The organism is Streptomyces sp. NRRL F-5126 (assembly GCF_000721265.1).
Taxonomy (GTDB): domain Bacteria; phylum Actinomycetota; class Actinomycetes; order Streptomycetales; family Streptomycetaceae; genus Streptomyces.
The window spans coordinates 399,197-419,918 of record NZ_JOFZ01000006.1 but is presented as its reverse complement, the minus strand read 5'-3'; the positions used below and the strand labels follow the sequence as shown (position 1 = coordinate 419,918).

Annotated in this window: 14 protein-coding genes and 1 pseudogene; 9 read left to right on the top strand and 6 right to left on the bottom strand. The window is 73.7% G+C overall.

The genetic code is table 11. The features are described 5' to 3' along the window. Window positions 1-53 precede the first annotated feature (53 nt). A complete protein-coding gene (locus tag IH48_RS0114775) occupies window positions 54-1,079 on the bottom strand; it encodes a C40 family peptidase (RefSeq protein ID WP_030903661.1) in 1,026 nt (341 codons plus the stop codon). A gap of 155 nt (window positions 1,080-1,234) precedes the next feature. Then, window positions 1,235-2,395 carry a C40 family peptidase gene (locus tag IH48_RS0114770; RefSeq protein ID WP_030903659.1) on the bottom strand — a complete coding sequence of 387 codons (1,161 nt, stop codon included), beginning with the start codon at window positions 2,393-2,395 and terminating at the stop codon, window positions 1,235-1,237. A 286-nt stretch (window positions 2,396-2,681) separates the two neighbouring features. On the opposite strand from IH48_RS0114770, the gene IH48_RS0114765 reads away from it, so the two are divergent. After that, window positions 2,682-5,315, top strand: a complete 2,634-nt coding sequence (locus IH48_RS0114765; RefSeq protein ID WP_030903657.1) for an ATP-dependent DNA helicase — start codon at window positions 2,682-2,684, stop codon at window positions 5,313-5,315. A gap of 46 nt (window positions 5,316-5,361) precedes the next feature. Beyond that, entirely contained in the window at window positions 5,362-5,775 is a 414-nt protein-coding gene (locus tag IH48_RS0114760; protein WP_030903656.1) for a cytidine deaminase, read from the top strand. Between the two features lie 24 nt (window positions 5,776-5,799). On the opposite strand, the gene IH48_RS0114755 is transcribed toward IH48_RS0114760, so the two are convergent. Beyond that, complete coding sequence (locus tag IH48_RS0114755) at window positions 5,800-7,098, bottom strand: M23 family metallopeptidase (protein WP_030903655.1); 1,299 nt, start codon at window positions 7,096-7,098, stop codon at window positions 5,800-5,802. Between the two features lie 269 nt (window positions 7,099-7,367). Here IH48_RS0114755 and IH48_RS0114750 point away from each other — a divergent pair. Continuing rightward, window positions 7,368-7,661 (top strand): annotated as a pseudogene (locus IH48_RS0114750) (cobalamin-dependent protein); the annotation flags it as partial. 873 nt (window positions 7,662-8,534) lie between these two features. Here the strand turns inward: IH48_RS0114750 and IH48_RS0114745 are convergent. Together IH48_RS0114745 and IH48_RS0114740 are read right to left on the bottom strand one after the other, a co-directional pair. Beyond that, a complete protein-coding gene (locus IH48_RS0114745) occupies window positions 8,535-10,175 on the bottom strand; it encodes a DUF5691 domain-containing protein (protein ID WP_030903653.1) in 1,641 nt (546 codons plus the stop codon). Window positions 10,176-10,252: 77 nt separating this feature from the next. Then, a complete protein-coding gene (locus tag IH48_RS0114740; protein WP_199809948.1) occupies window positions 10,253-11,629 on the bottom strand; it encodes an SWIM zinc finger family protein in 1,377 nt (458 codons plus the stop codon). Window positions 11,630-11,758: 129 nt separating this feature from the next. Between IH48_RS0114740 and IH48_RS0114735 the strand changes: the two genes are divergently transcribed. The 5 genes from IH48_RS0114735 (at window position 11,759) to sucD (ending at window position 18,844) form a co-directional block, all read left to right on the top strand. Beyond that, on the top strand, window positions 11,759-12,883 hold the full coding sequence (locus tag IH48_RS0114735; protein ID WP_030903649.1) for an ATP-binding protein: 1,125 nt from the start codon (window positions 11,759-11,761) through the stop codon (window positions 12,881-12,883). After that, window positions 12,880-15,279 (top strand): DUF5682 family protein, encoded by a 2,400-nt coding sequence (locus IH48_RS0114730; RefSeq protein ID WP_234434253.1) that lies wholly within the window; start codon window positions 12,880-12,882, stop codon window positions 15,277-15,279. Before IH48_RS0114735 ends, IH48_RS0114730 begins: the two co-directional genes overlap by 4 nt. After that, window positions 15,276-16,496: a VWA domain-containing protein gene (locus IH48_RS0114725; protein ID WP_051839773.1), complete on the top strand. Its 1,221-nt coding sequence runs from the start codon at window positions 15,276-15,278 to the stop codon at window positions 16,494-16,496. The genes IH48_RS0114730 and IH48_RS0114725 overlap by 4 nt, the downstream gene beginning before the upstream one ends. A 262-nt stretch (window positions 16,497-16,758) precedes the next feature. Continuing rightward, on the top strand, window positions 16,759-17,934 hold the full coding sequence (sucC, locus tag IH48_RS0114720; protein WP_030903646.1) for an ADP-forming succinate--CoA ligase subunit beta: 1,176 nt from the start codon (window positions 16,759-16,761) through the stop codon (window positions 17,932-17,934). Window positions 17,935-17,959: 25 nt separating this feature from the next. Next, the gene (gene sucD, locus IH48_RS0114715; RefSeq protein WP_030903645.1) at window positions 17,960-18,844 is read left to right on the top strand and encodes a succinate--CoA ligase subunit alpha; all 885 of its coding nucleotides are present in this window, start codon (window positions 17,960-17,962) and stop codon (window positions 18,842-18,844) included. A 58-nt stretch (window positions 18,845-18,902) separates the two neighbouring features. On the opposite strand, the gene IH48_RS0114710 is transcribed toward sucD, so the two are convergent. Beyond that, window positions 18,903-19,988 carry a saccharopine dehydrogenase NADP-binding domain-containing protein gene (locus IH48_RS0114710; protein WP_030903644.1) on the bottom strand — a complete coding sequence of 362 codons (1,086 nt, stop codon included), beginning with the start codon at window positions 19,986-19,988 and terminating at the stop codon, window positions 18,903-18,905. A gap of 116 nt (window positions 19,989-20,104) precedes the next feature. Between IH48_RS0114710 and IH48_RS0114705 the strand changes: the two genes are divergently transcribed. Next, window positions 20,105-20,683: a TetR family transcriptional regulator gene (locus IH48_RS0114705; protein ID WP_030903643.1), complete on the top strand. Its 579-nt coding sequence runs from the start codon at window positions 20,105-20,107 to the stop codon at window positions 20,681-20,683. The last annotated feature ends 39 nt before the right edge of the window (window positions 20,684-20,722 follow it).

Sequence of the window (20,722 nt, the reverse complement as noted above, 5' to 3'; positions counted from 1 at the left end):
GCCGGCTCGGCTGCGCCCATCGTGACCCGCCCGCGGGCGGGCGACACCCGCTGTTACGCCGGTCGGGTGGCGCCCGCGAACGGCATCTCGTCGATCGGGGCCACCCGCACAGGCGCGCCCGGGTGCGGGGCGTGGATCATCTCGCCGTGGCCGATGTACAGGCCGACATGGCTGACACCGGAGTAGAAGAACACCAGGTCACCTGGTTCCAGCTGGGACTTCGGCACGCGTCGGCCCGCGCCGATCTGCGTGTACGTCGTGCGCGGCAGCGACACGCCCGCCGCCTTCCACGCGGCCTGCGTGAGCCCCGAGCAGTCGAAGGAGTCCGGGCCCGTCGCGCCCCACACGTACGGCTTGCCGAGCGCCCCGCGCGCGTACGCGACGGCTGCGGCCGCGCGCGCGTTCGGCGCCGGCGTCGTGACGCTGCCCTGGGCGCCATCCGCCGACCCGCCCGCCTCGTACCGGGCGCGCTGCTGCGCGCTGAGCCGCGCGAGCAGCCTCTTCGCGTCGGCGAGCTTGCCGTTGACCTCGGACTTCTGCCGCGCCAGCCGGTCCTGCTGTGCGGTGAGCGCGGCGAGCTTGGCGCCCGACTCGGTACGCAGCCGGTCCAGGTGCGTCAGCGCCGCGCGTACCCGGTGGACCGCCTGCGCGTTCCTCGACCCCGCGCGCTCCGCGATGGACGCGTCCTCCAGGAACGTCTCCGGGTCGCCGGACAGTGCGAGCCGCATGGCGGGGGCGAGACCTCCCGAGCGGTACTGGGCCGACGCGATGGCGCCGAGCGCGCCGCGCGCGGTGTTCAGCCGGTCCGTCGTCCTCGCGGCCTCGTCGCGCAGGGAGTTCAGCGAGGAACGGGTCGACTCCGCGTCGGCCTTCGTGCCGTTGTACTTCTGCGTCGCCGCCTCCGCCTGCCGGTACAGCGCGTCCACCTCGCCCTTGACCTGGGCGGGCGTCTGCCGCGGCTCGGCCTGAGCGGCGCCGCCGGAGGCGGTGGCCGCGGTCGCGGCGGTGGTGGCGCCCGCGAGTACCAGGGTGGCGAGGGACGGTCGCGGGCGCTTCTTGGGTTTTCGGTGCGCTGGCATGGGAGGACGCTAAGGGTCCAGGTCACGAACAGGGCACGGAAAGCGTGGAATTGACGCGACCTGAGGGGACCTGTCGCTTCCGTGGCGGGTTCTGTTCGGCGTGCGACTGACGGTGGCCGTGTGGGCCCTGTGCACGCAGTCGGCTCGTGTGCTTGTCAGCCTGGGCGCACCGCGCCGTAGATCGGCATGACGTAGATCGACTCCTTGCGGACGTCGGCGCCCGGGTGCGGGGCGTGGATCATCATGCCGCCGCCTATGTACATCCCGACGTGGCTGATGTCCGAGTAGAAGAACACCAGGTCGCCGGGTTGAAGATCGTCGGTCGAGACGCGAGTGCCCGCGTTGACCTGGTCGTACGTGGTGCGCGGCAGGTCCACACCGGCCGCCCGCCAGGCCGCCTGCGTCAGTCCGGAGCAGTCGTACGAGCTGGGGCCCGTGGCGCCCCACACGTACGGCTTGCCCAGCTGCGCGCGTGCGAACGCCAGCGCCTTGTCGGCCTTCGCCGAGCTCCCGGCGGTGGTACCCGTGCCGGAGCCGGAGGACGACGTCCCCTTCGTGGACTGGCCGCTCGCCTGCTGCTTCTTCGCCTCCGCCGCCTTGGCCTGCGCCTCGCGCGCCTCCTTGGCCGCCTGGGCCCGGGCCTTCTTGCGGGCCTCGGCCTCCTTCTTCTTCTCCAGGGCCGCGAGGCGCGCCTTCTCCTGCGCCGTGAGCTTCGACAGCAGCGCACGCGCGTCCGACAGTTTCCGCTGCACGTCGCGCTTGCTCGTGCGCAGCTTCTCCTGCGACGCCGTCAGCGCCGACAGTTGCCTCGTCGCCTCCGTGCGCTTCTTCGCCGCGGCCGCCTGCGCGTGCTGGAAGTCGGCCAACGCCGCGTTCTGCCGGGCGCTCAGGCGGCCCATCAGCTGTGTCTGCTCGAAGTAGGCCTGCGGGCTGTTGGAGAACATCAGCGCCTCGGTGGGCGTGACCGCGCCCTGCCGGTACTGCTGCGCCGCGAACATCCCCAGTCTTCGCCGCGCGTCGTTCATGCCCTCCGCGCGCTGCGCGATGTCGTCGAGCATGGCGTCCAGGGCCTTGCGCTGCTTGGCCGTGGTCTCCTTCGCGCGGTCGTAGTCCTCGGTCGCCCTGCCCGCCTGCCTGTACAGGTCGTCGACCTGTCCCCGTACCTCCTCGATCGACGGGCGCGGCTTCGTGGGCGCCGCGGTGGCCGTCTGCGCAGAGAGCAACGTGACGGAGGCGAGCGCGGCCGTCGTGATCCCCACGGCGGGGGAGCCGGCCCGGACGATGCTGCGGTTGCGCGACTTGCGGTGCGATGCCACGGCGGCATCTCCTTCCAGGCGCTCCGAGGGGTCGGGTGCGCCGGTGTGGTCAGAGTGACGTGACGCGGGCAGAGGGACGTAGGGGACGACCGTTGACGGTGGGGCGAGCACTTGACGGAGCACGCTAGCGGCAGCGGATGCCCCTGGGAAGGTCGATGGTCGATTGGTCCGATACATTCCCGAGACTTTTTCGTGACCTCGTGGAGGGGCGGGGCCAGGCCTGGGCGGGGCGTCTCGGCCGGACCCCCAGCGGGCTGTCGGAGGGACGCCCTAGACTCGGAGAGCGATGAGCAGCCTCTTTGACGACAATTTCCTTGCGGACCTCCAGCCCCCGGGCGAGGAGCCCCCGCCGCCCGAGGACACCGCTTCCGAGCAGGTGCCCGACGACCTCTTCGAGGGAGCGTTCCACGTGCCCGCGGCCAGGGATCCCTACCACCGCGACGGCGCCCCGCGCACCGTCGTGGACCCCGCCGCGCTGCTCGAAGGGCTCAACGAGGAGCAGCGCGCCGCCGTCGTGCATACGGGCTCGCCGCTGCTCATCGTCGCGGGCGCGGGATCCGGCAAGACGCGCGTCCTCACGCACCGGATCGCCCACCTGCTGGCCACGCGCAACGTGCACCCCGGCCAGATACTGGCCATCACGTTCACCAACAAGGCCGCCGGCGAGATGAAGGAGCGCGTCGAGCAGCTCGTCGGCCCGCGCGCCGGGGCCATGTGGGTGATGACGTTCCACAGCGCGTGCGTGCGGATCCTGCGGCGTGAGTCGAAGAGGCTCGGCTTCACGTCGTCGTTCTCGATCTACGACGCCGCCGACTCCAAGCGGCTCATGGCGCTCGTCTGCCGCGACCTGGAGCTGGACCCGAAGCGGTACCCGCCGAAGTCGTTCTCGGCCAAGGTCTCCAACCTCAAGAACGAGCTCATCGACGAGGAGACCTTCGCGGGCCAGGCCGCTGGGGGCACCTCCCAGACGGAGTCTGGGGGAGGTTTTGAGAAGACGCTCGCCGAGGCGTACCGGATGTACCAGGCGCGGCTGCGCGAGGCCAACGCGCTGGACTTCGACGACATCATCATGACGGCCGTGCACCTGCTGCAGGCGTTCCCCGATGTCGCCGAGCACTACAGGCGCCGGTTCCGGCACGTCCTGGTCGATGAGTACCAGGACACCAACATCGCCCAGTACACGCTCGTGCGGGAGCTTGTCGGCCCGTCCGGCGTCGACGCGTCCACGGGCGAGGCGCACGACCCGGCCGAGCTGTGCGTCGTCGGTGACGCGGACCAGTCGATCTACGCGTTCCGCGGCGCCACGATCCGCAACATCCTCCAGTTCGAGGAGGACTACCCGGACGCGACGACGATCCTGCTCGAACAGAACTACCGCTCCACGCAGACGATCCTCAGCGCGGCCAACGCCGTCATCGAGCGCAACGCGGGCCGCATGCCCAAGAACCTGTGGACGAAGGCGGGCACGGGCGCGCAGATCACCGGCTACGTCGCGGACACCGAGCACGACGAGGCCCAGTTCGTCGCGGACGAGGTCGACCGCCTGATCGACGCGGGCGACGCCAAGGCGGGCGACGTCGCGATCTTCTACCGGACCAACGCGCAGTCGCGTGTCTTCGAGGAGATCTTCATCCGGGTGGGCCTGCCCTACCGGGTGGTCGGCGGCGTGCGCTTCTACGAGCGCAAAGAGGTACGCGACGTGCTGGCGTACCTGCGCGTCCTCGCGAACCCCGAGGACAGCGTCCCACTGCGCCGGATCCTCAACGTGCCGAAGCGCGGCATCGGCGACCGCGCCGAGGCGATGATCGACGCGCTGGCGCAGCGCGAGCGCATCACGTTCGCGCAGGCGCTCGCGCGGGTGGACGAGGCGTACGGCATGGCGGCACGCTCGGCGAACGCGGTCCGGCGGTTCAACGCGCTGATGGACGACCTGCGGACGGTCGTCGAGGGCGGCGCGGGGCCCGCGACGGTGCTGGAGGCGATCCTCGAACGTACGGGGTACCTGGCCGAGTTGCAGTCGTCGACGGACCCGCAGGACGAGACGCGCATCGAGAACCTGCAAGAACTCGCGTCGGTCGCGCTGGAGTTCGAGCAGGCGCGCGAGCAGGCGGCTCAGGCCGCGCCGGCCGGCGACGCGGCTGCCGCGGGTGCGGGTGGCGAGGCGGCCGCAGGTGCGCCCGTCGCGGCGGAGGGTGAGGCTCCTGCGCCGGAGGGCGGCGAGGGCCCCGCGGCCGGCGGCGAGGCCCCCGCGGCCGGGGGCAGCGGCAAGCTGGCGGAGTTCCTCGAACAGGTCGCGCTGGTCGCCGACTCCGACCAGATCCCCGACGAGGACGAGGAGGGCTCCGGCGTCATCACGCTGATGACGCTGCACACGGCCAAGGGCCTCGAGTTCCCCGTCGTCTTCCTGACGGGCATGGAAGACGGCGTCTTCCCGCACATGCGGGCCCTAGGCGAGACGAAGGAACTGGAGGAGGAGCGCCGCCTCGCCTACGTGGGCATCACGCGCGCCCGCGAGCGGCTGTACCTCACGCGGTCCTCCATGCGCAGCGCCTGGGGCCAGCCGTCCTACAACCCGCCGTCGCGGTTCCTTGAGGAGATCCCGGTACAGCACCTCGACTGGAAGCGGACGGGCGCCCAGGCCCCGGCCGGTCCGGTATCGGCCTCGTCCGGAGGCGGGAGCTCGTTCTCGCCGCTGTCCGGCGGCGGCGGTCGCGGGCTGAGGTCGCGGCCCAAGGGGCAGATCACCGACCGACCGGTGATCAAGCTCGAAGTCGGCGACCGCGTCACGCACGACAAGTTCGGCCTCGGCACCGTCGTCGCGGTGTCGGGCTCCGGCTCGGAGGCGCAGGCGGAGATCGACTTCGGCGACCCGAAGCCGAAGCGGCTGCTGCTGCGGTACGCGCCGGTCGAGAAGCTGTAAACGGCTGCCCTACCCGAAGGAACATGAGGAACATGAGGGGGACACGATGGCCACGCATGCCCAGTCCGTCGACCAGGAGCTGATCGAGGCGGCGGCGCACGTCGCCCGTACGCGGTGCCGGGGTGACAACCACACCATGGCGGCAGCGGCACGTGCCGCCGACGGCCGGATCGTCACCGCCGTGAACGCTTACCACTTCACGGGAGGGCCGTGCGCCGAGCTGGTTCTCATCGGTGCGGCAGCCGGGCAGGGCGTGTACGAGCTGGACACGATCGTCGCCGTGGGCGACCGTGAACGCGGGGTCGTCCCGCCGTGCGGGCGTTGCCGACAGGTACTCCTCGACTACTTCCCGGCGCTCAAGGTCATCGTCGGCGCGGGTGACCGCCTGCGCGCCGTCCCCGTCGCCGAACTGCTGCCGGAGAGCTACGTCTGGGCGGACCACCAGCTCGACGCGGAGTGAGTGAGCGGCAGGCCGGAGGCGACGTTACGTCGGGTCGAGGCCGTGGCCGCGCAGCCACGGCAGCGGGTCGACGGCGGCGCCGCCGTGCGGGCGTACCTCGAAGTGGAGGTGCGGTCCCGTGGTGTTGCCCGTGTTTCCCGAGTACGCGATGACGTCGCCGGCCTTCACCGAACCGGAGCGCACCCGTGTGGAACTGAGGTGGCAGTACCACGTCTGCGTGCCGTCGGGCGCGGTGACGATGGCCATGTTGCCGTAGCTGCTGTTCCACTGCGTGCGGACGGTGCCGTCCGTGGCGGCCATCACCGGGGTGCCGGTCATGACGGGGAAGTCGATGCCCGTGTGCACGGACATCCAGTTGACGCCGGCCTGGCCGAAGTAGGCGCTCAACCCGCGCCGCTTGACGGGCAGCACGTACTTGGGCCTGGCGGCCTCCTTGCGGGCCGCCTCCTCTTCGCGCTTCTTCTTCGCCGCCGCCTGACGCGCCTTGAGGTCGATGCGCTCCTGGGTGCGGCCGGCCCGGTCGCCGAAGTCCCTCGCGTCCGCGTTCAGCGCCGCCAATTGCGTGTCCAGCTTGTTGTTCGCGGCGATCGGCTTGACGTCGGCCGGGTCGGCGGCCGTGCCGGCCGTGTCGTCCTGCTTGCCGTCGCCGCCGCCGATGGCCGTGACGGACGCGGCGGCGATCCCGGCGACGCCCATCACGCAGGCGGACGGCACGGCGATCGTGAACAGCGTGGAGCGCTTGGCGGGCGCGCGGCGGCGGCTGCGGGGGCGGGGCGGGGCCGCGCGGCGGGCGGCGGCGCGCGGCGCGGGTTCCGGTGCGGGCACCTCGGGCGACGCCGCCGGGTACCGCGCCTCCCGCACGCCTGGCTCCTCCTGCACGTCCGGCATGTTCGGCGTGTTCGGCACGTCCGGCTCCGGAGGAGGCGCCATCTCGGCGACGAGGGTCTCCTGGGAGGCATACCAGGCGGCGTCCTGGGGCGGGACGGCCCACTGCATCGTGGGCTCGTAGCCGGGGGTCGCGATCGGCGGCTGGTAGGCGGTCGGCGCCTCGTGGTAGCCCCAGGCGTCCTGGGCGTCGTAGCCGCCGCCGACGGGGCCCGCCTGGTCGTGGCCGTACGCGTACGGGTAGTCGGCGTACTGGCCGGCCCAGGGGGCCGCGTAGGCGTGCTGCTGGTCCGCGTACCGCGCGTCGCCGTACTCGCCGGCGCCGTACTGCTGGGACTGGTCGGTGTACGTGTGCGCGTCGTAGCCGTCGGGGAGAGCGCCGAAGAGGGGATCCGTCTCGTAAGCGGCGTAGCCGGCTTGGGCGTGCTGGTCGTTCACCAACTTCTCTCTCGCCTCGACAGCAGTGGCGGCGACTGTACCCGGCGGTAGGTGACGGCGACAATCTTCCGCGGGGTTCGGCGATTGCGAAAACGGGCAATCACCTGACTTTTGCCAGGTGCCGGGCGATCGGTCGAGGTGATGTTCGAAATGGGCCATGTGATTTGGCCCATGCATGGCGCCGCGAAATGGCGACCTGAGAGATGCTGTGGATAACGTTCGTTCACTTGGTCCGTTGGACCGTGGTGGTGTCGTGAGTGGAGGCAGTGATGGGTGTGACCGGTCCGATCCGCGTGGTGGTCGCGAAGCCGGGCCTCGACGGCCACGACCGTGGCGCGAAGGTCATCGCACGCGCCCTGCGTGACGCGGGCATGGAGGTCATCTACACGGGGCTGCACCAGACGCCGGAGCAGATCGTCGACACGGCGATCCAGGAGGACGCGGACGCCATCGGGCTCTCGATCCTTTCCGGGGCGCACAACACCCTGTTCGCGAAGGTCATCGAGCTGCTGCGGGACCGGGGCCGCGGGGGGAGCCGCGCCGCCGGGGGAGCCGCGCCGCCGGGGGAGCCGCGCCGCCGGGGGAGCCGCGCCGCCGGGGGAGCCGCGCCGCCGGGGGAGCCGCGCCGCCGGGCGTGCCGCGCCGCCGGGGGAGCCGCGCCGCCGGGCGTGCCGCGCCGCCGGGCGTGCCGCGCCGCCGGGCGTGCCGCGCCGCCGGGCGTGCCGCGCCGCCGGGCGTGCCGTCCGTCGGCGCTTGGCCCACGCCGGGCCGAGGCCGCGCCCGGCCGGCCACACGGCTGCACCCGACGGCCCTGCGGCCGGGGGCCTGGTGCCCCCGCGTTCGGCGGCCCGGTCAGCGTGAAGACCCGGTTCCGGTAGCCGCTGTGCCGCCCGGTCAGCGGGCCGCGCGCCGGTGGCCGATTCCCTCACCCCGGTGGGCGCTCTGCGCCCGCCGCCTGCGGCCCAGTGCCGCTCGTGCCGGGCGAAAGCAACGCCCGCGCACCGTCGCCGCGCCGCGCTGCGGCGGCTGGGTTCCCGCCTGCCGGACGGCGTACCCGATGGCCCTGCGGGCAGGGCGGGCCCCGGGCTGGGACGACCGCTTGCGCGGTGCCCGCGCCGTGGCGGGAACGCCACGGGCCGCGCGCTGGGGCGGCTGGGTTGCGGCCGCCCAGGACGGCGGTACCCGGCGGCCTGCCGCCTCGGCGCGGGGCCTTGGCCCCGGTGGGGGTTGTGCCGCGCGATTTCCGCGCCGCGCTCCGGCGGCAGGCTTGCGGCCGCCCGGACGGCAGCGGCCGGTGGCCGTGCGGGAGTCGCGCGATCGCGCGCGCATTCCCGCATGAGGGCCCGCACGCGCGGGCGTCGCCCGCCGTCGGGCGTGGGCTCCTGCGCCCGTGGCGGCGCAGTGCTGTGACGGGGCCGCAACCCGGGCCGGACGGGCTATCCCGCAAGCTCTTCGTGTATCAGCGCGCGGAGCCGTAGCGTCGCCACGAGTCTTCTGAACGCTTCCGACCAGTAGCCGCCCGCCCCCGGCGACGCGTCCTCGCCCTCCGCCGGCGTTGCCGTCAGGAGGTCGAGGCGGTCCGCCGCCTCGGGGGCCAGGCAGCGTTCCGCCAGGCCCATCACGCCGCTGAAGCTCCAGGGGTAGCTGCCCGCGTCCCGCGCGATGTCCAGCGCGTCGACCACTGCGCCCCCCAGCGGCTCCGCCCACGGCACCGCGCACACCGCCAGCAGCTGGAACGCCTCCGACAGGCCGTCCGAGGCCACGAACGACGCGACCCGGGCCGCCCGTTCGTCGCCCGGCAGGACCGCGAGCAGGCGCGCGCGGTCGGACAGCGTCGCGCCGTCCGACAGGGCACGCGCCCAGTCCGCGTCCCGCTGGGTGATCGCGGCCCTGCACCACGCCGCGTGCAGGTCGTCGCGCCAGTCGTCGCCCACGGGCAGGGCGACGATCTCGGCGGGTGTGCGTCCCCCGAGGCGCGCCGGCCACACGCCGAGCGGCGCCGCCTCCACCAGCTGGCTCAGCCACCACGACCGCTCGCCCCTGCCCGTGGGCGGTGTCGCCGTCACGCCGTCCCTGCGCATGTCCGCGTCGCACGCGTACGGGGCCTCCACCGCGATCGACGGCCGCGCCGCCAGCCGGTCGAGCGCGACGCAGGTCGTGGCCCGGTCCGCCATCCGGGCCGCGAGAGCCGAGCGCGGCAGCCCGGACAGCAGCTCGGCCGCCGTGGAGCGGACGTTGCGGCTGCGGTCGGACAGCGACGCCTCCAGGAGCGGCTCGTCCTCGTCGTGCAGGCCGGTGCGCAGCGTGTCGAGGAACATCAGCCTGTCCTCCGCACGCTCCGTCGCCCAGGTCGACTCCAGCAGGGCGCGCCCCCGGGCACCGTCCCGTGCGCGGAGCGCCGACAGCAGTGCCACCCGCTCGGCGAACAGACCTTCGTCCCACAGGCGCCCCACCGCGGACTCGTCGGCCAGGTCGGGCAGGGCCGCGCTGCCCGCGCCGCCCCGCAGCGCGAACTTCCAGTCCGCGTTCCACCGCGCGAGCCACAGCCCGCGTGCCCCCGCGAACGCCAGCGCCTGCGGTCGCAGATCGGTACGCGCCCGCGCCGCGTCGAGCAGTGCGGGCAGCGCGGCGGCGGGCGCCGCGTAGCCACGCGCGTTCGCCGCGGCCAGCCACTGCGGCAGCAGTTCCGCCAGATCCGGCGCCGTACCGCGCCGGTTCGGACCCGCGGACGGCGCCGCCCTGTCCGCGAGCAGCAGGGTGAGCCTGTGCGCGGCCGCCTCGGGCAGCGCGGGACGCCCGTCGAGCGGGGCGGGCTCCGGCAACTCTCCCTCCACGGGCCCCGGCACGAGCCCCGCCCTGCGCCGGACGGTGTGCAGGGCCGCCGCGTCGAGCAGGGCCGTCGGTTCGTCCACGCCCGGGGAGAGAGCCCCGACGGGTGGCATCCGCCGGTCGGTGCCCAGCAGCGCCGACGTGACCAGGTCCTTCCAGCGTGCCGCCGCCTGTTCGCCGCCTTCCGCCCGGGTCGTTGTGGCGGCCTCCGACACCGCTGCGGCGGGCGCGCTCGTGCTCTGCGTCATCGTCGTCATCTTCTTCGTTCCCCCAGCCGTTTCTGCTCTGCCGTCACATGCCCGGACCCCCTGCCCGCGGGCGCCCGTCAGACCAGCGCCACCATCGCCGCCGCCTCCGGCGACCAGGCGGCCAGCGGCTCGAAGCCGCGGTGCCCGCACTCGCCGAACACCGTCACCGGCCGCCCACCCGCCAGTGCGACCAGCTTCCACAGCCCCGGCCGCTCCACCGCCCCTTCCGTCAGCGGCAGCGCCGTCCCCTCCGACGCGTCCACCAGCCGCCAGCCCGCCCCCTCGGACCCGCGCACGGGCACGACGCCGCTCAGCACCGCCGGCCACGCGTCGAGCCACGGATCGTCCCGAAGGGCCGACCCGTACGCCGCCACCGCCGACGCCACACCGGCGCCCCGCGGTGGGGCGCCCATCGGCTCCGGGGTGCCGAACTGCTCGCCCCAGGAGGCCCGCAGCTGCGCCGCCCCCGCATGCGGCGATATCCGGGCGTCCACCGCGAGGCCAAGCGGCAGCGCCAGTTCGGGGGAGCGGCCCGCGGCGCCGAAGGCCAGCAGGAGCGCGAACCTGCCGGTCGCACGGCCATGCAGCCAGATACGGCGGGTCGTCAGCTTGCCGTCGGACGTGTCGTACTGGGCGAGAACCGACCAGGTGTCCCTGATCTGCTCCCCGGCGGGTGCCGACGGCAGGCCGACGCGCGTGCGTACCGTCGCCGCCAACGCCTCAGGCAGCGCCTCCACGCCGAGCCAGGCGCGGTCCAGCAGATGCAGCAGCGCCGCCTCTTCGAGCAGCCTGCCGGGCCAGCCGGGGCCCGACCTCGGTATCGCGCCCAACTCCCGCGCGCGTGACGCCAGGCCGGGCGCCTGCGCGTCGACCATGCGGGCCGCCGTCTCCTCCCACAGGCCGTAGCCCTGCTGCTCCGCGCCCGCGGTGCCGCCCCGCAGCAGGTCGGCGAGGCGCTGCTCCAACTCGCCCACGCCCGCCGATATCCGCACCGCCCGGCGCTCCGCCCTGCGCCGGGCCGCCTCAGGGTCCGCGGCCTTCGCCGATCCCGCGGCCGCACCCGCTGCTCCCGCGCCGGCTGCGGCCGACTTCTCGCGGGCCGCCCGCTTTTCCCGCGCGGCCAGCCACTCACCGGCCCAGCCGGGCGGCTCACCGCCGGCGGGGAGCGCGGCCCCGCCGGACGCCCACAGGAGCAGCAGCCCCAGCGCGTGCTTGCACGGGAACTTCCGGCTCGGGCAACTGCACTTGTAGGCCGGGCCCGCCGTGTCGACCACCGTCCGGTACGGCTTGCCGCCGCTCCCCTTGCACAACCCCCACACGGCACCCGCCGCGCCCGCGCCCGTATCCGACCACGGTCCCGCAAGGCCGAGCTTGCCGCCGGCCTTGCGTGACGCATCGTCAGGAGCCAGCGCGAGCACCTGCTCCGCCGTCCAGCGCACCTCCGGATCAATCATGCCCACGACGGTAGGCCGGGCCACTGACAATCACCCTTGCGACTGCTCTGACCTGCACAGACGCCTGATTGTCAGTGGCATGGTGCACCGTGGTCACCACATCCGGTCGACCGATCTGGAGGGGGAGTCATGACCGTGTCCCACACCCTGCCCGAAGCCGCGGCGAAGCCCGCCGAGGCTGTCCTGCGGCCCCACGCCGAGGACGCGTTCGCGGCCGAACTCGCGGCGCTCGCCGCGCAGGACGACCGGCCGAGGCCCGAGCGCTGGCGGCTCTCACCCTGGGCAGTCTCCCTCTATCTGCTCGGCGGCACGCTCCCCGACGGCACGGTGATCTCGCCGAAGTACGTGGGCCCGCGCCGTATCGTCGAGGTCGCCGTCACGACGCTCGCGACCGACCGGGCGCTGCTGCTCCTCGGAGTGCCGGGCACGGCCAAGACCTGGGTGTCCGAGCATCTCGCCGCCGCCGTCAGCGGTGACTCCACCCTGCTCGTGCAGGGCACTGCGGGCACGCCCGAGGAGGCCATCCGCTACGGGTGGAACTACGCGCAGCTGCTCGCGCACGGCCCGACCCGCGCGGCGCTCGTGCCGAGCCCCGTCATGCGGGCCATGTCGGAGGGGCTCACGGCCAGGGTGGAGGAGCTCACGCGCATCCCGGCCGACGTGCAGGACTCGCTCATCACGACGCTGTCCGAGAAGACCCTGCCCATCCCCGAGCTGGGCGAGGAGGTCCAGGCCGTGCGGGGGTTCAACCTCATCGCGACGGCCAACGACCGCGACCGCGGGGTCAACGAGCTGTCCAGCGCGCTGCGCAGGCGGTTCAACACCGTGGTGCTTCCGCTGCCCGCGACACCGGAGGCCGAGGTCGACATCGTCTCCCGCCGCGTCGACCAGATCGGCCGTTCGCTGGGACTGCCCGTGGAGAGCGGCGGCATGTCGGAGATACGGCGCGTGGTCACCGTCTTCCGCGAGCTGCGCGGCGGCAGCACGGCCGACGGGCGCACCAAGCTCAAGTCGCCGTCCGCCACGCTGTCCACGGCCGAGGCCATCTCCGTCGTCACCAACGGACTCGCGCTGGCCGCGCACTTCGGCGACGGCGTGCTGCGGCCCGCCGATGTCGCCGCGGGCGTGCTCGGCGCCGTGGTCCGCGATCCCGCCGCCGACCGGGTCGTGTGGCAGGAGTACGTGGAGACCGTGGTCCGTGAGCGCGACGGGTGGAAGGACTTCTACCGTGCCTGCCGCGAGGTGAGCGCGTGACCACGTCCCCCGCCGTGGCGGAACGCGACGCGACGGCGGCTGCCGTACGCGGGCCGCTGCTCCTCGGCGTGCGGCACCACGGCCCCGGGTCCGCACGCGGGGTACGCGCGGCGCTGGACGCGGCGGGCCCGGGCGCGGTGCTCATCGAGGGCCCGCCCGAGGGCGACGCACTGGTGGCGCTCGCCGCCCAGGAGTCGATGAGGCCGCCCGTCGCCCTCCTCGCGCACGCGGTGGACGACCCGGGGCAGGCCGCCTTCTGGCCGCTCGCCGCGTTCTCGCCCGAGTGGGTGGCCATCCGCTGGGCGCTCGGACACGGCGTCCCCGTCCGCTTCATCGACCTGCCCGCCGCGCACTCCCTGGCGATGGCGGCGCAGGAGGAGAAGAAGGACGGGACGTCGGACGGGGCAGCGGCCGAAGGGCTTCGTGTCGACCCCATCGCCGTACTCGCTCAGGCCGCCGGTTACGACGACCCCGAGCGCTGGTGGGAGGACGCGGTCGAGCACCGCGGCCGCGCGGAGGACCCGCTGGCGCCGTTCGCCGAGGTGGCCGAGGCCATGACGGCGCTGCGCGAGCGCTACGGGGACGGCGGGCACCGGCGCGATCTCGTACGCGAGGCCCATATGCGGCTGCGGCTGCGCGCCGCGTGCAAGGAGTTCGGCGAATTCGCGGACGGCGGCGGTGTCGCCGTGGTCTGCGGCGCCTGGCACGTGCCCGCTCTGGCGCGCAAGGCGACGGTGGCCGCCGACAAGGCGCTGCTCAAGGGAGTGCCCAAGGCCAAGGTCGAGATGACATGGGTGCCCTGGACGCACCGGCGGCTGGCCCGCGGCAGCGGCTACGGCGCGGGGATCGACTCCCCGGGCTGGTACGGGCACCTCTTCGAGGCACCCGACCGCCCCGTGGAGCGATGGCTGACGAAGGTCGCGGGCCTGCTCAGGCAGGAGGACAGGACCGTCTCGTCCGCTCACGTCATCGAGGCGGTGCGGCTCGCCGAGTCGCTCGCCGCGATGCGCGGCCGCCCGCTGGCCGGCCTCACGGAGACGGTCGACGCGGTCAGGGCCGTGATGTGCGAGGGGTCCGACGTCCCCCTCGCGCTGATCACCGACCGGCTGATCGTCGGGGACGCGCTCGGCGAGGTGCCGCAGGACGCCCCGGCCGTGCCGCTCCAGCGCGACCTGGCGCGCCGGCAGCGCTCCCTGCGGCTCAAGCCCGAGGCACTGGAGCGCGACCTCGACCTGGACCTGCGCAAGGAGAACGACGCGGCGCGCTCCACGCTGCTGCACCGGCTCGCGCTGCTGGGCATCGGCTGGGGCGAGCCGACGGCCGGGCGGAACAGCACCGGGACGTTCCGCGAGAGCTGGCGGCTGTGCTGGGAGCCCGAGCTGCACGTCCGCGTCGCCGAGGCCGGCATCTGGGGGACGACGGTCCTCGCGGCCGCCACCGCGCGCGCCGAGTCGGCGGCCGTCTCCGCCACCGCGCTCGCGGAAGTCACCGGGCTGGCGGAGAAGTGCCTGCTCGCCGCCCTGCCCGATGCGCTGCCCGTCGTCATGCGTGCCCTCGCGGACCGGGCCGCGCTCGACGCGGACGTCGGCCATCTCGCCGCGGCACTCCCCGCGCTGGCCCGTTCACTGCGGTACGGGGACGTGCGCGGCACGGACACGGCGGCCCTCGGCGAGGTGGCGCGTGCGCTCGCCGAGCGTGTCTGCGTCGGGCTCCCGCCGGCCTGCGCCGGGCTCGACGCCGACGGCGCCGAGGCCATGCGCGGGCACGTCGACGCGGTGCACACCGCGATCGGCCTGCTCCCGCCCGCCGGGGACGGCGAAGACGGTCTGCCCGGCCGCTGGGCCGCCGTACTGGCCAAGCTCGCCCGGCGCGAGGGCGTGCCGGGCGTCGTACGGGGCCGCGCCGCCCGCCTCCTGCTGGACGGCGGCCGCCTCGCGGACGGCGAGGCCGCACGCCTGATGGGCCTCGCGCTCTCGCCCGGCACGCCTCCGGCGGACGCGGCGGCGTGGATCGAGGGCTTCGTCGGCGGCACGTCCGGCGGCGGCATGCTGCTCGTCCACGACGAGCACCTGCTGTCGCTGGTCGACGCCTGGCTGACGGACATACCCGCCGCCGCGTTCGGGGACGTACTGCCGCTGCTGCGCCGCACGTTCTCCGCGTACGAGCCGGGCGTGCGCCGCACGCTCGGCGAGCTGGCACGGCGCGGCCCCGGCGGGGGAGCGCGCCCGGCGGTGGAGACCACCGTGCCCGGCTTCGCGCCCCTCATGGACGAGGGGCGCGCGGACGCGGTCGTCCCGCTGCTCACCCTCCTGCTCGGAGGCGAGGCTCCCGTGGCCGCGCAGCCCCGGGTGTCCGCGCCCCTGTCCCGCAACCGCCTCACCGGGGAGACCTCATGACCGATCGCAGCGACAGCGCAGTCCCGCACGAGGAGGCGTCCGGAGCGGCGCCAGCACAGGAGCGGCTGCGGCGGTGGCGGATGGTGCTCGGCGGCGAGGCCGACGGCACCGGCTGCGGGCTCAGCGGCAGGGACGCCGCCATGGACGGTGCGCTCGCCGCCCTCTACGGGGGTGGAGGCGGCGGCGCACGCCCCGCGCGCGGCGGGCGGTCAGCGGGGCTCGGGGCCTCCGCGCCGTCCGTCGCCCGCTGGCTCGGCGACATCCGCACGTACTTCCCGAGCACCGTCGTCCAGCTCATGCAGCGCGACGCCATCGACCGGCTCGGCCTTTCCGCGCTGCTGCTCGAACCCGAGATGCTGGAGGCCGTCGAGGCCGACGTCCACCTCGTCGGCACGCTGCTCTCGCTGACCAAGGCCATGCCGGAGACCACGAGGGAGACGGCGCGCGCCGTCGTGCGCAAGGTGGTCGAGGACATCGAGAAGCGCCTCGCCACCCGCACCCGCGCCACGGTCGGCGGCGCCCTCGACCGCTCGGCGCGCGTCAGCCGCCCCCGCCACCGCGACATCGACTGGGACCGCACGATCCGGGCCAACCTCAAGAACTACCTGCCCGAGTTCGGGACGGTCGTGCCCGAGCGGCTCGTCGGATACGGCAGGGCGGGCCAGTCCGTGAAGAAGGAGGTCGTCCTCTGCATCGACCAGTCCGGGTCCATGGCGGCGTCCGTCGTCTACGCGTCCGTCTTCGGGGCCGTCCTGGCCTCGATGCGGTCCCTGTCCACCCGTCTCGTCGTCTTCGACACCGCAGTCGTCGACCTCACCGAGCAGCTGGACGACCCGGTCGACGTCCTGTTCGGCACCCAGCTCGGCGGCGGCACGGACATCAACCGCGCGCTCGCCTACTGCCAGTCGCGCATCACCCGCCCCGCGGACACCGTCGTCGTCCTCATCAGCGACCTGTACGAGGGAGGCATACGGGACGGGATGCTGAAGCGGGTCGCGGCGATGAAGGCGTCCGGGGTCCAGTTCGTGGCGCTGCTCGCGCTGTCCGACGAGGGCGCTCCCGCCTACGACCGCGAGCACGCGGCGGCGCTCGCCGCGCTGGGTGCCCCGGCGTTCGCCTGCACGCCCGACCTGTTCCCCGAGGTGATGGCCGCGGCCGTGGAGAAACGTCCGATACCGGTGCCCGACGACGTGCGGCCGGCGGTGCCGGGCCGGTGAGACGAGGTGACGCGGCGCGCGGCCCGCAGGAGCGCTCTGTGACAGGTATCACCGCTCATCTGTGACCCGCGATTTAGGGAGCGCCCGTTCACGGCGATAACCTGCCAGGCGGACATGCCGCGTTCCGGACCCCGTGTACGCCTCCCTCAGTGACAGCGCAGTCACGTTGCCCTTCGCGGCACGCCCACGCAGATCACTAGCAGATCATCGCAACCCGCGATCACAGGCTGCGGTTTCGAGAAGAGACAAGGGACGGACACGCGTGGACCTGTTCGAGTACCAGGCGAGGGACCTCTTCGCCAAGCACGGTGTACCGGTGCTGGCCGGTGAAGTCATCGACACGCCTGAGGCGGCCCGCGATGTGACCGAGCGCCTCGGCGGCAAGGCCGTCGTCAAGGCCCAGGTCAAGGTCGGCGGCCGCGGCAAGGCCGGTGGCGTCAAGCTGGCCTCCGACCCGGCGGACGCCGTGGCGAAGGCCGGCCAGATTCTGGGCATGGACATCAAGGGCCACACGGTCCACAAGGTGATGCTGGCGCAGACCGCCGACATCGCCGAGGAGTACTACGTCTCCTTCCTGCTCGACCGCACCAACCGCACCTTCCTCGCCATGGCGTCCGTCCAGGGCGGCATGGAGATCGAGGTCGTCGCCGAGGAGCACCCCGAGGCCCTGGCCCGCATCCCCGTCGACGCCAACGAGGGCTGCACGCCCGAGAAGGCGCGGGAGATCGTGGAGGCCGCGAAGTTCCCGGCCGACGTCGCCGACCAGATCGCCGAGGCCCTGCAGAAGCTGTGGACCGTCTTCATCAAGGAAGACGCCCTGCTCGTCGAGGTGAACCCGCTGGTCAAGTCCGGTGACGGCAAGATCATCGCGCTGGACGGCAAGGTCTCCCTCGACGCGAACGCGGACTTCCGCCAGCCCGAGCACGAGGCCCTTGAGGACAAGGCCGCCGCGAATCCCCTTGAGGCCGCGGCCAAGGCCAAGAACCTCAACTACGTCAAGCTCGACGGCCAGGTCGGCATCATCGGCAACGGCGCGGGCCTGGTCATGTCGACGCTCGACGTCGTCGCGTACGCCGGCGAGAAGCACGGCGGCGTGAAGCCGGCCAACTTCCTCGACATCGGCGGCGGCGCCTCCGCCCAGGTGATGGCGAACGGCCTGGAGATCATCCTCGGCGACCCGGACGTCCGCTCCGTGTTCGTCAACGTCTTCGGCGGCATCACCGCCTGCGACGAGGTCGCCAACGGCATCGTGCAGGCCCTTGAGCTGCTGAAGTCCAAGGGTGAGAACGTGACGAAGCCGCTGGTCGTGCGCCTCGACGGCAACAACGCGGAGCTGGGTCGCAAGATCCTCTCCGACGCCAACCACCCGCTCGTGCAGCGTGTGGACACCATGGACGGCGCGGCCGACAAGGCCGCCGAGCTGGCCGCGGCCAAGTAAGAAAAGGACGAGGGAAAACCACACCATGGCTATCTTCCTGAACAAGGAAAGCAAGGTCATCGTCCAGGGCATGACCGGCTCGACCGGCATGAAGCACACCAAGCTCATGCTCGCCGACGGCACCAACATCGTCGGCGGCGTGAACCCGCGCAAGGCCGGCACGTCCGTGGACTTCGACGGAACGTCCGTACCGGTCTTCGGCACGGTCGCCGACGCGATGAAGGAGACGGGCGCCGACGTCAGCGTCGTCTTCGTGCCGCCGGCCTTCGCGAAGGCCGCCGTCGTCGAGGCGATCGACGCGGAGATCGGTCTCGCCATCGTCATCACCGAGGGCATCGCCGTGCACGACTCGGCCGCCTTCTGGGCGTACGCGTCGAGCAAGGGCAACAAGACCCGCATCATCGGCCCGAACTGCCCCGGCCTGATCACGCCCGGCCAGTCCAACGCGGGCATCATCCCCGGCGACATCACCAAGCCGGGCCGCATCGGCCTCGTCTCGAAGTCCGGCACGCTGACGTACCAGATGATGTACGAGCTGCGCGACATCGGCTTCTCGTCCGCCGTCGGCATCGGTGGCGACCCGGTCATCGGCACCACGCACATCGACGCCCTCAAGGCGTTCGAGGCCGACCCCGAGACCGACCTGATCGTCATGATCGGCGAGATCGGTGGCGACGCCGAGGAGCGCGCGGCCGACTACATCAAGGCCCACGTCTCCAAGCCGGTCGTCGGCTACGTGGCGGGCTTCACCGCGCCCGAGGGCAAGACCATGGGCCACGCGGGCGCCATCGTCTCCGGCTCCTCCGGCACGGCCGCCGCGAAGAAGGAGGCCCTGGAGGCCGCGGGCGTCAAGGTCGGCAAGACGCCGACCGAGACCGCACAGCTGGCCCGCGAGATCCTCGCCGGCTGAGCCCGAGGGTGAACGCGGTGGGCCCGCTCCCTGCCCGGGAGCGGGCCCACCGCGCTGTTCAATCGAGGACGAAGGTGCCGCCGGCCGCCACCGCGAGGTCCGCGCCGAGCGCCGCCGCCGGTGTGTGGACACCCGGCCTGCCCTCGCCACGCGCGAGCCGCGCGGCGGTCTCGGTCGCGACGTCCGCGGTGTAGTCCATGCCGTCGCCCGCGCGCAGCCAGCCCTCGCGGCCGGTGCCGTCGGGCCATTCGACGACCGCGTGCCCCCAGGAGTGCGCCCGCGGGCGCGGCGAGCTCTTGACCTTGATGCCGGCGAGCCGAGCGGCAGCGAGACGCCGGATCGCCGGGACGGACAGCAGCACCCCGGCGAGCGGGAGCACGGCCCGCACGGCGGCACCGGTCGGCGCGAGCGCGGAGGTTGCCGCCACCGACGGTGCCCCGGAGGCGGCACGGGCGGCCCGCAGCTCACCCGAGGGCGTCTCCGCCGAACCGGCGCTCTCGCCGTCGGGCAGGGTCAGCTGCCGCGGGTTCGCCGCGAGCCGGGTCCGCACGAGCCGGCCGCCCTCGTAGCGGCGGCCGCCGGTGGTGAACACGTCGACGACGGACGCGGCGAGCGCGGCGCCCATCGTGCCGCCCTCGTTGGCCACCGAGGCGACGGCGTCCACGCGCACGCGGCGCGGCGCCGGGCGGCCCTCGCACAGCTTCGCCACGACCGCCTCCGTCGCCAGCACGCCGAAACCGGCGCCCGTGACGAGCGTGCTTCCCGCGTCGGCGGCCTCCTGGTGCAACGCGAAGAGCCCGTCCATGGCGGCCAGATCGTTGGCCAGGTCGACGTAGTGGCCGCCCGGCATGCAGGCGCGGGCGACGAGCGGCGCCGTCGCGGCGTAATCGCCGATCGTGTTGACGACGACGCCCGGCCGCTGCCGCGCGATCTCGGCGGCGATCCGTTCGGCCGTGCCGGCCACGACCATCCGCGTGTCCGCGACCGGGACGAGGTCCGCGGCGGCCTCGGCGAGACGGTCGTGATCGCGTCCGACGAGCACCGGCGCCACCCCGCGCGCTGCCAGGCGCCCGGCCACGGCGCGCCCGACGCGCCCAGTGGCGCCGAGGATCCAGACCTCGCCGGTCCGCCCGTTCTCCGTCATGAGTCCTCCGCTCCGCCGTCCCTCGCGAGGGCGGCCGCCCCAGTGATGGCACTGTGTGTCATAAGGAGAGGCTAGCACTGACGGCACAGTGAGACATCGCTTGTTATCGTCGGACCATGGCGAGATGGGATCCCGGCGCGGAAGAGCGCCTCAAGAAGGCCGCCCTCGAGCTGTTCACGGAGCACGGGTACGACAACGTCACCGTGACGCGGATCGCCGAGCGCGCGGGCCTCACCCGCCGCTCGTTCTTCCGCTACTTCCCCGACAAGCGCGAAGTGCTGTTCGCCGGCTCCGAGCAGCTGCCGCCGGCGGTGGCCAGTGCCGTCCTCGCCGTCGACCCCGGCGTTCCGCCGCTGGACGCGGTGCTCGACGCCGTCACGAGTGTCGGCACGCGACTGGCCGAGCGCGTCGACGGCGGGCGGACGCGCCGTGCCGTGATCGCCGCCAGCGCCGAGCTGCGGGAGCGCGAGCGGACGAAGTTCGCCGCGGTCACTGCGGCGATCCGCGACGCACTCGTGCGGCGCGGGAGCGACCCCGACACGGCGGGGCTGCTGGCGGGGACCGCCACGGTCGCCTTCCGGCACGCCTTCGAACGGTGGACGGAGTCGGACGGCCGCACGAGTTTCGCCGCGTGCGTCGACGCCGTCGTCGCGACCCTCCGGGACGCCTTCACCGAGCACGCCCGCGCCGACTGACACGCGCCGCGCCGGGCCCGCGTGCCGCCGGCCCCGCGG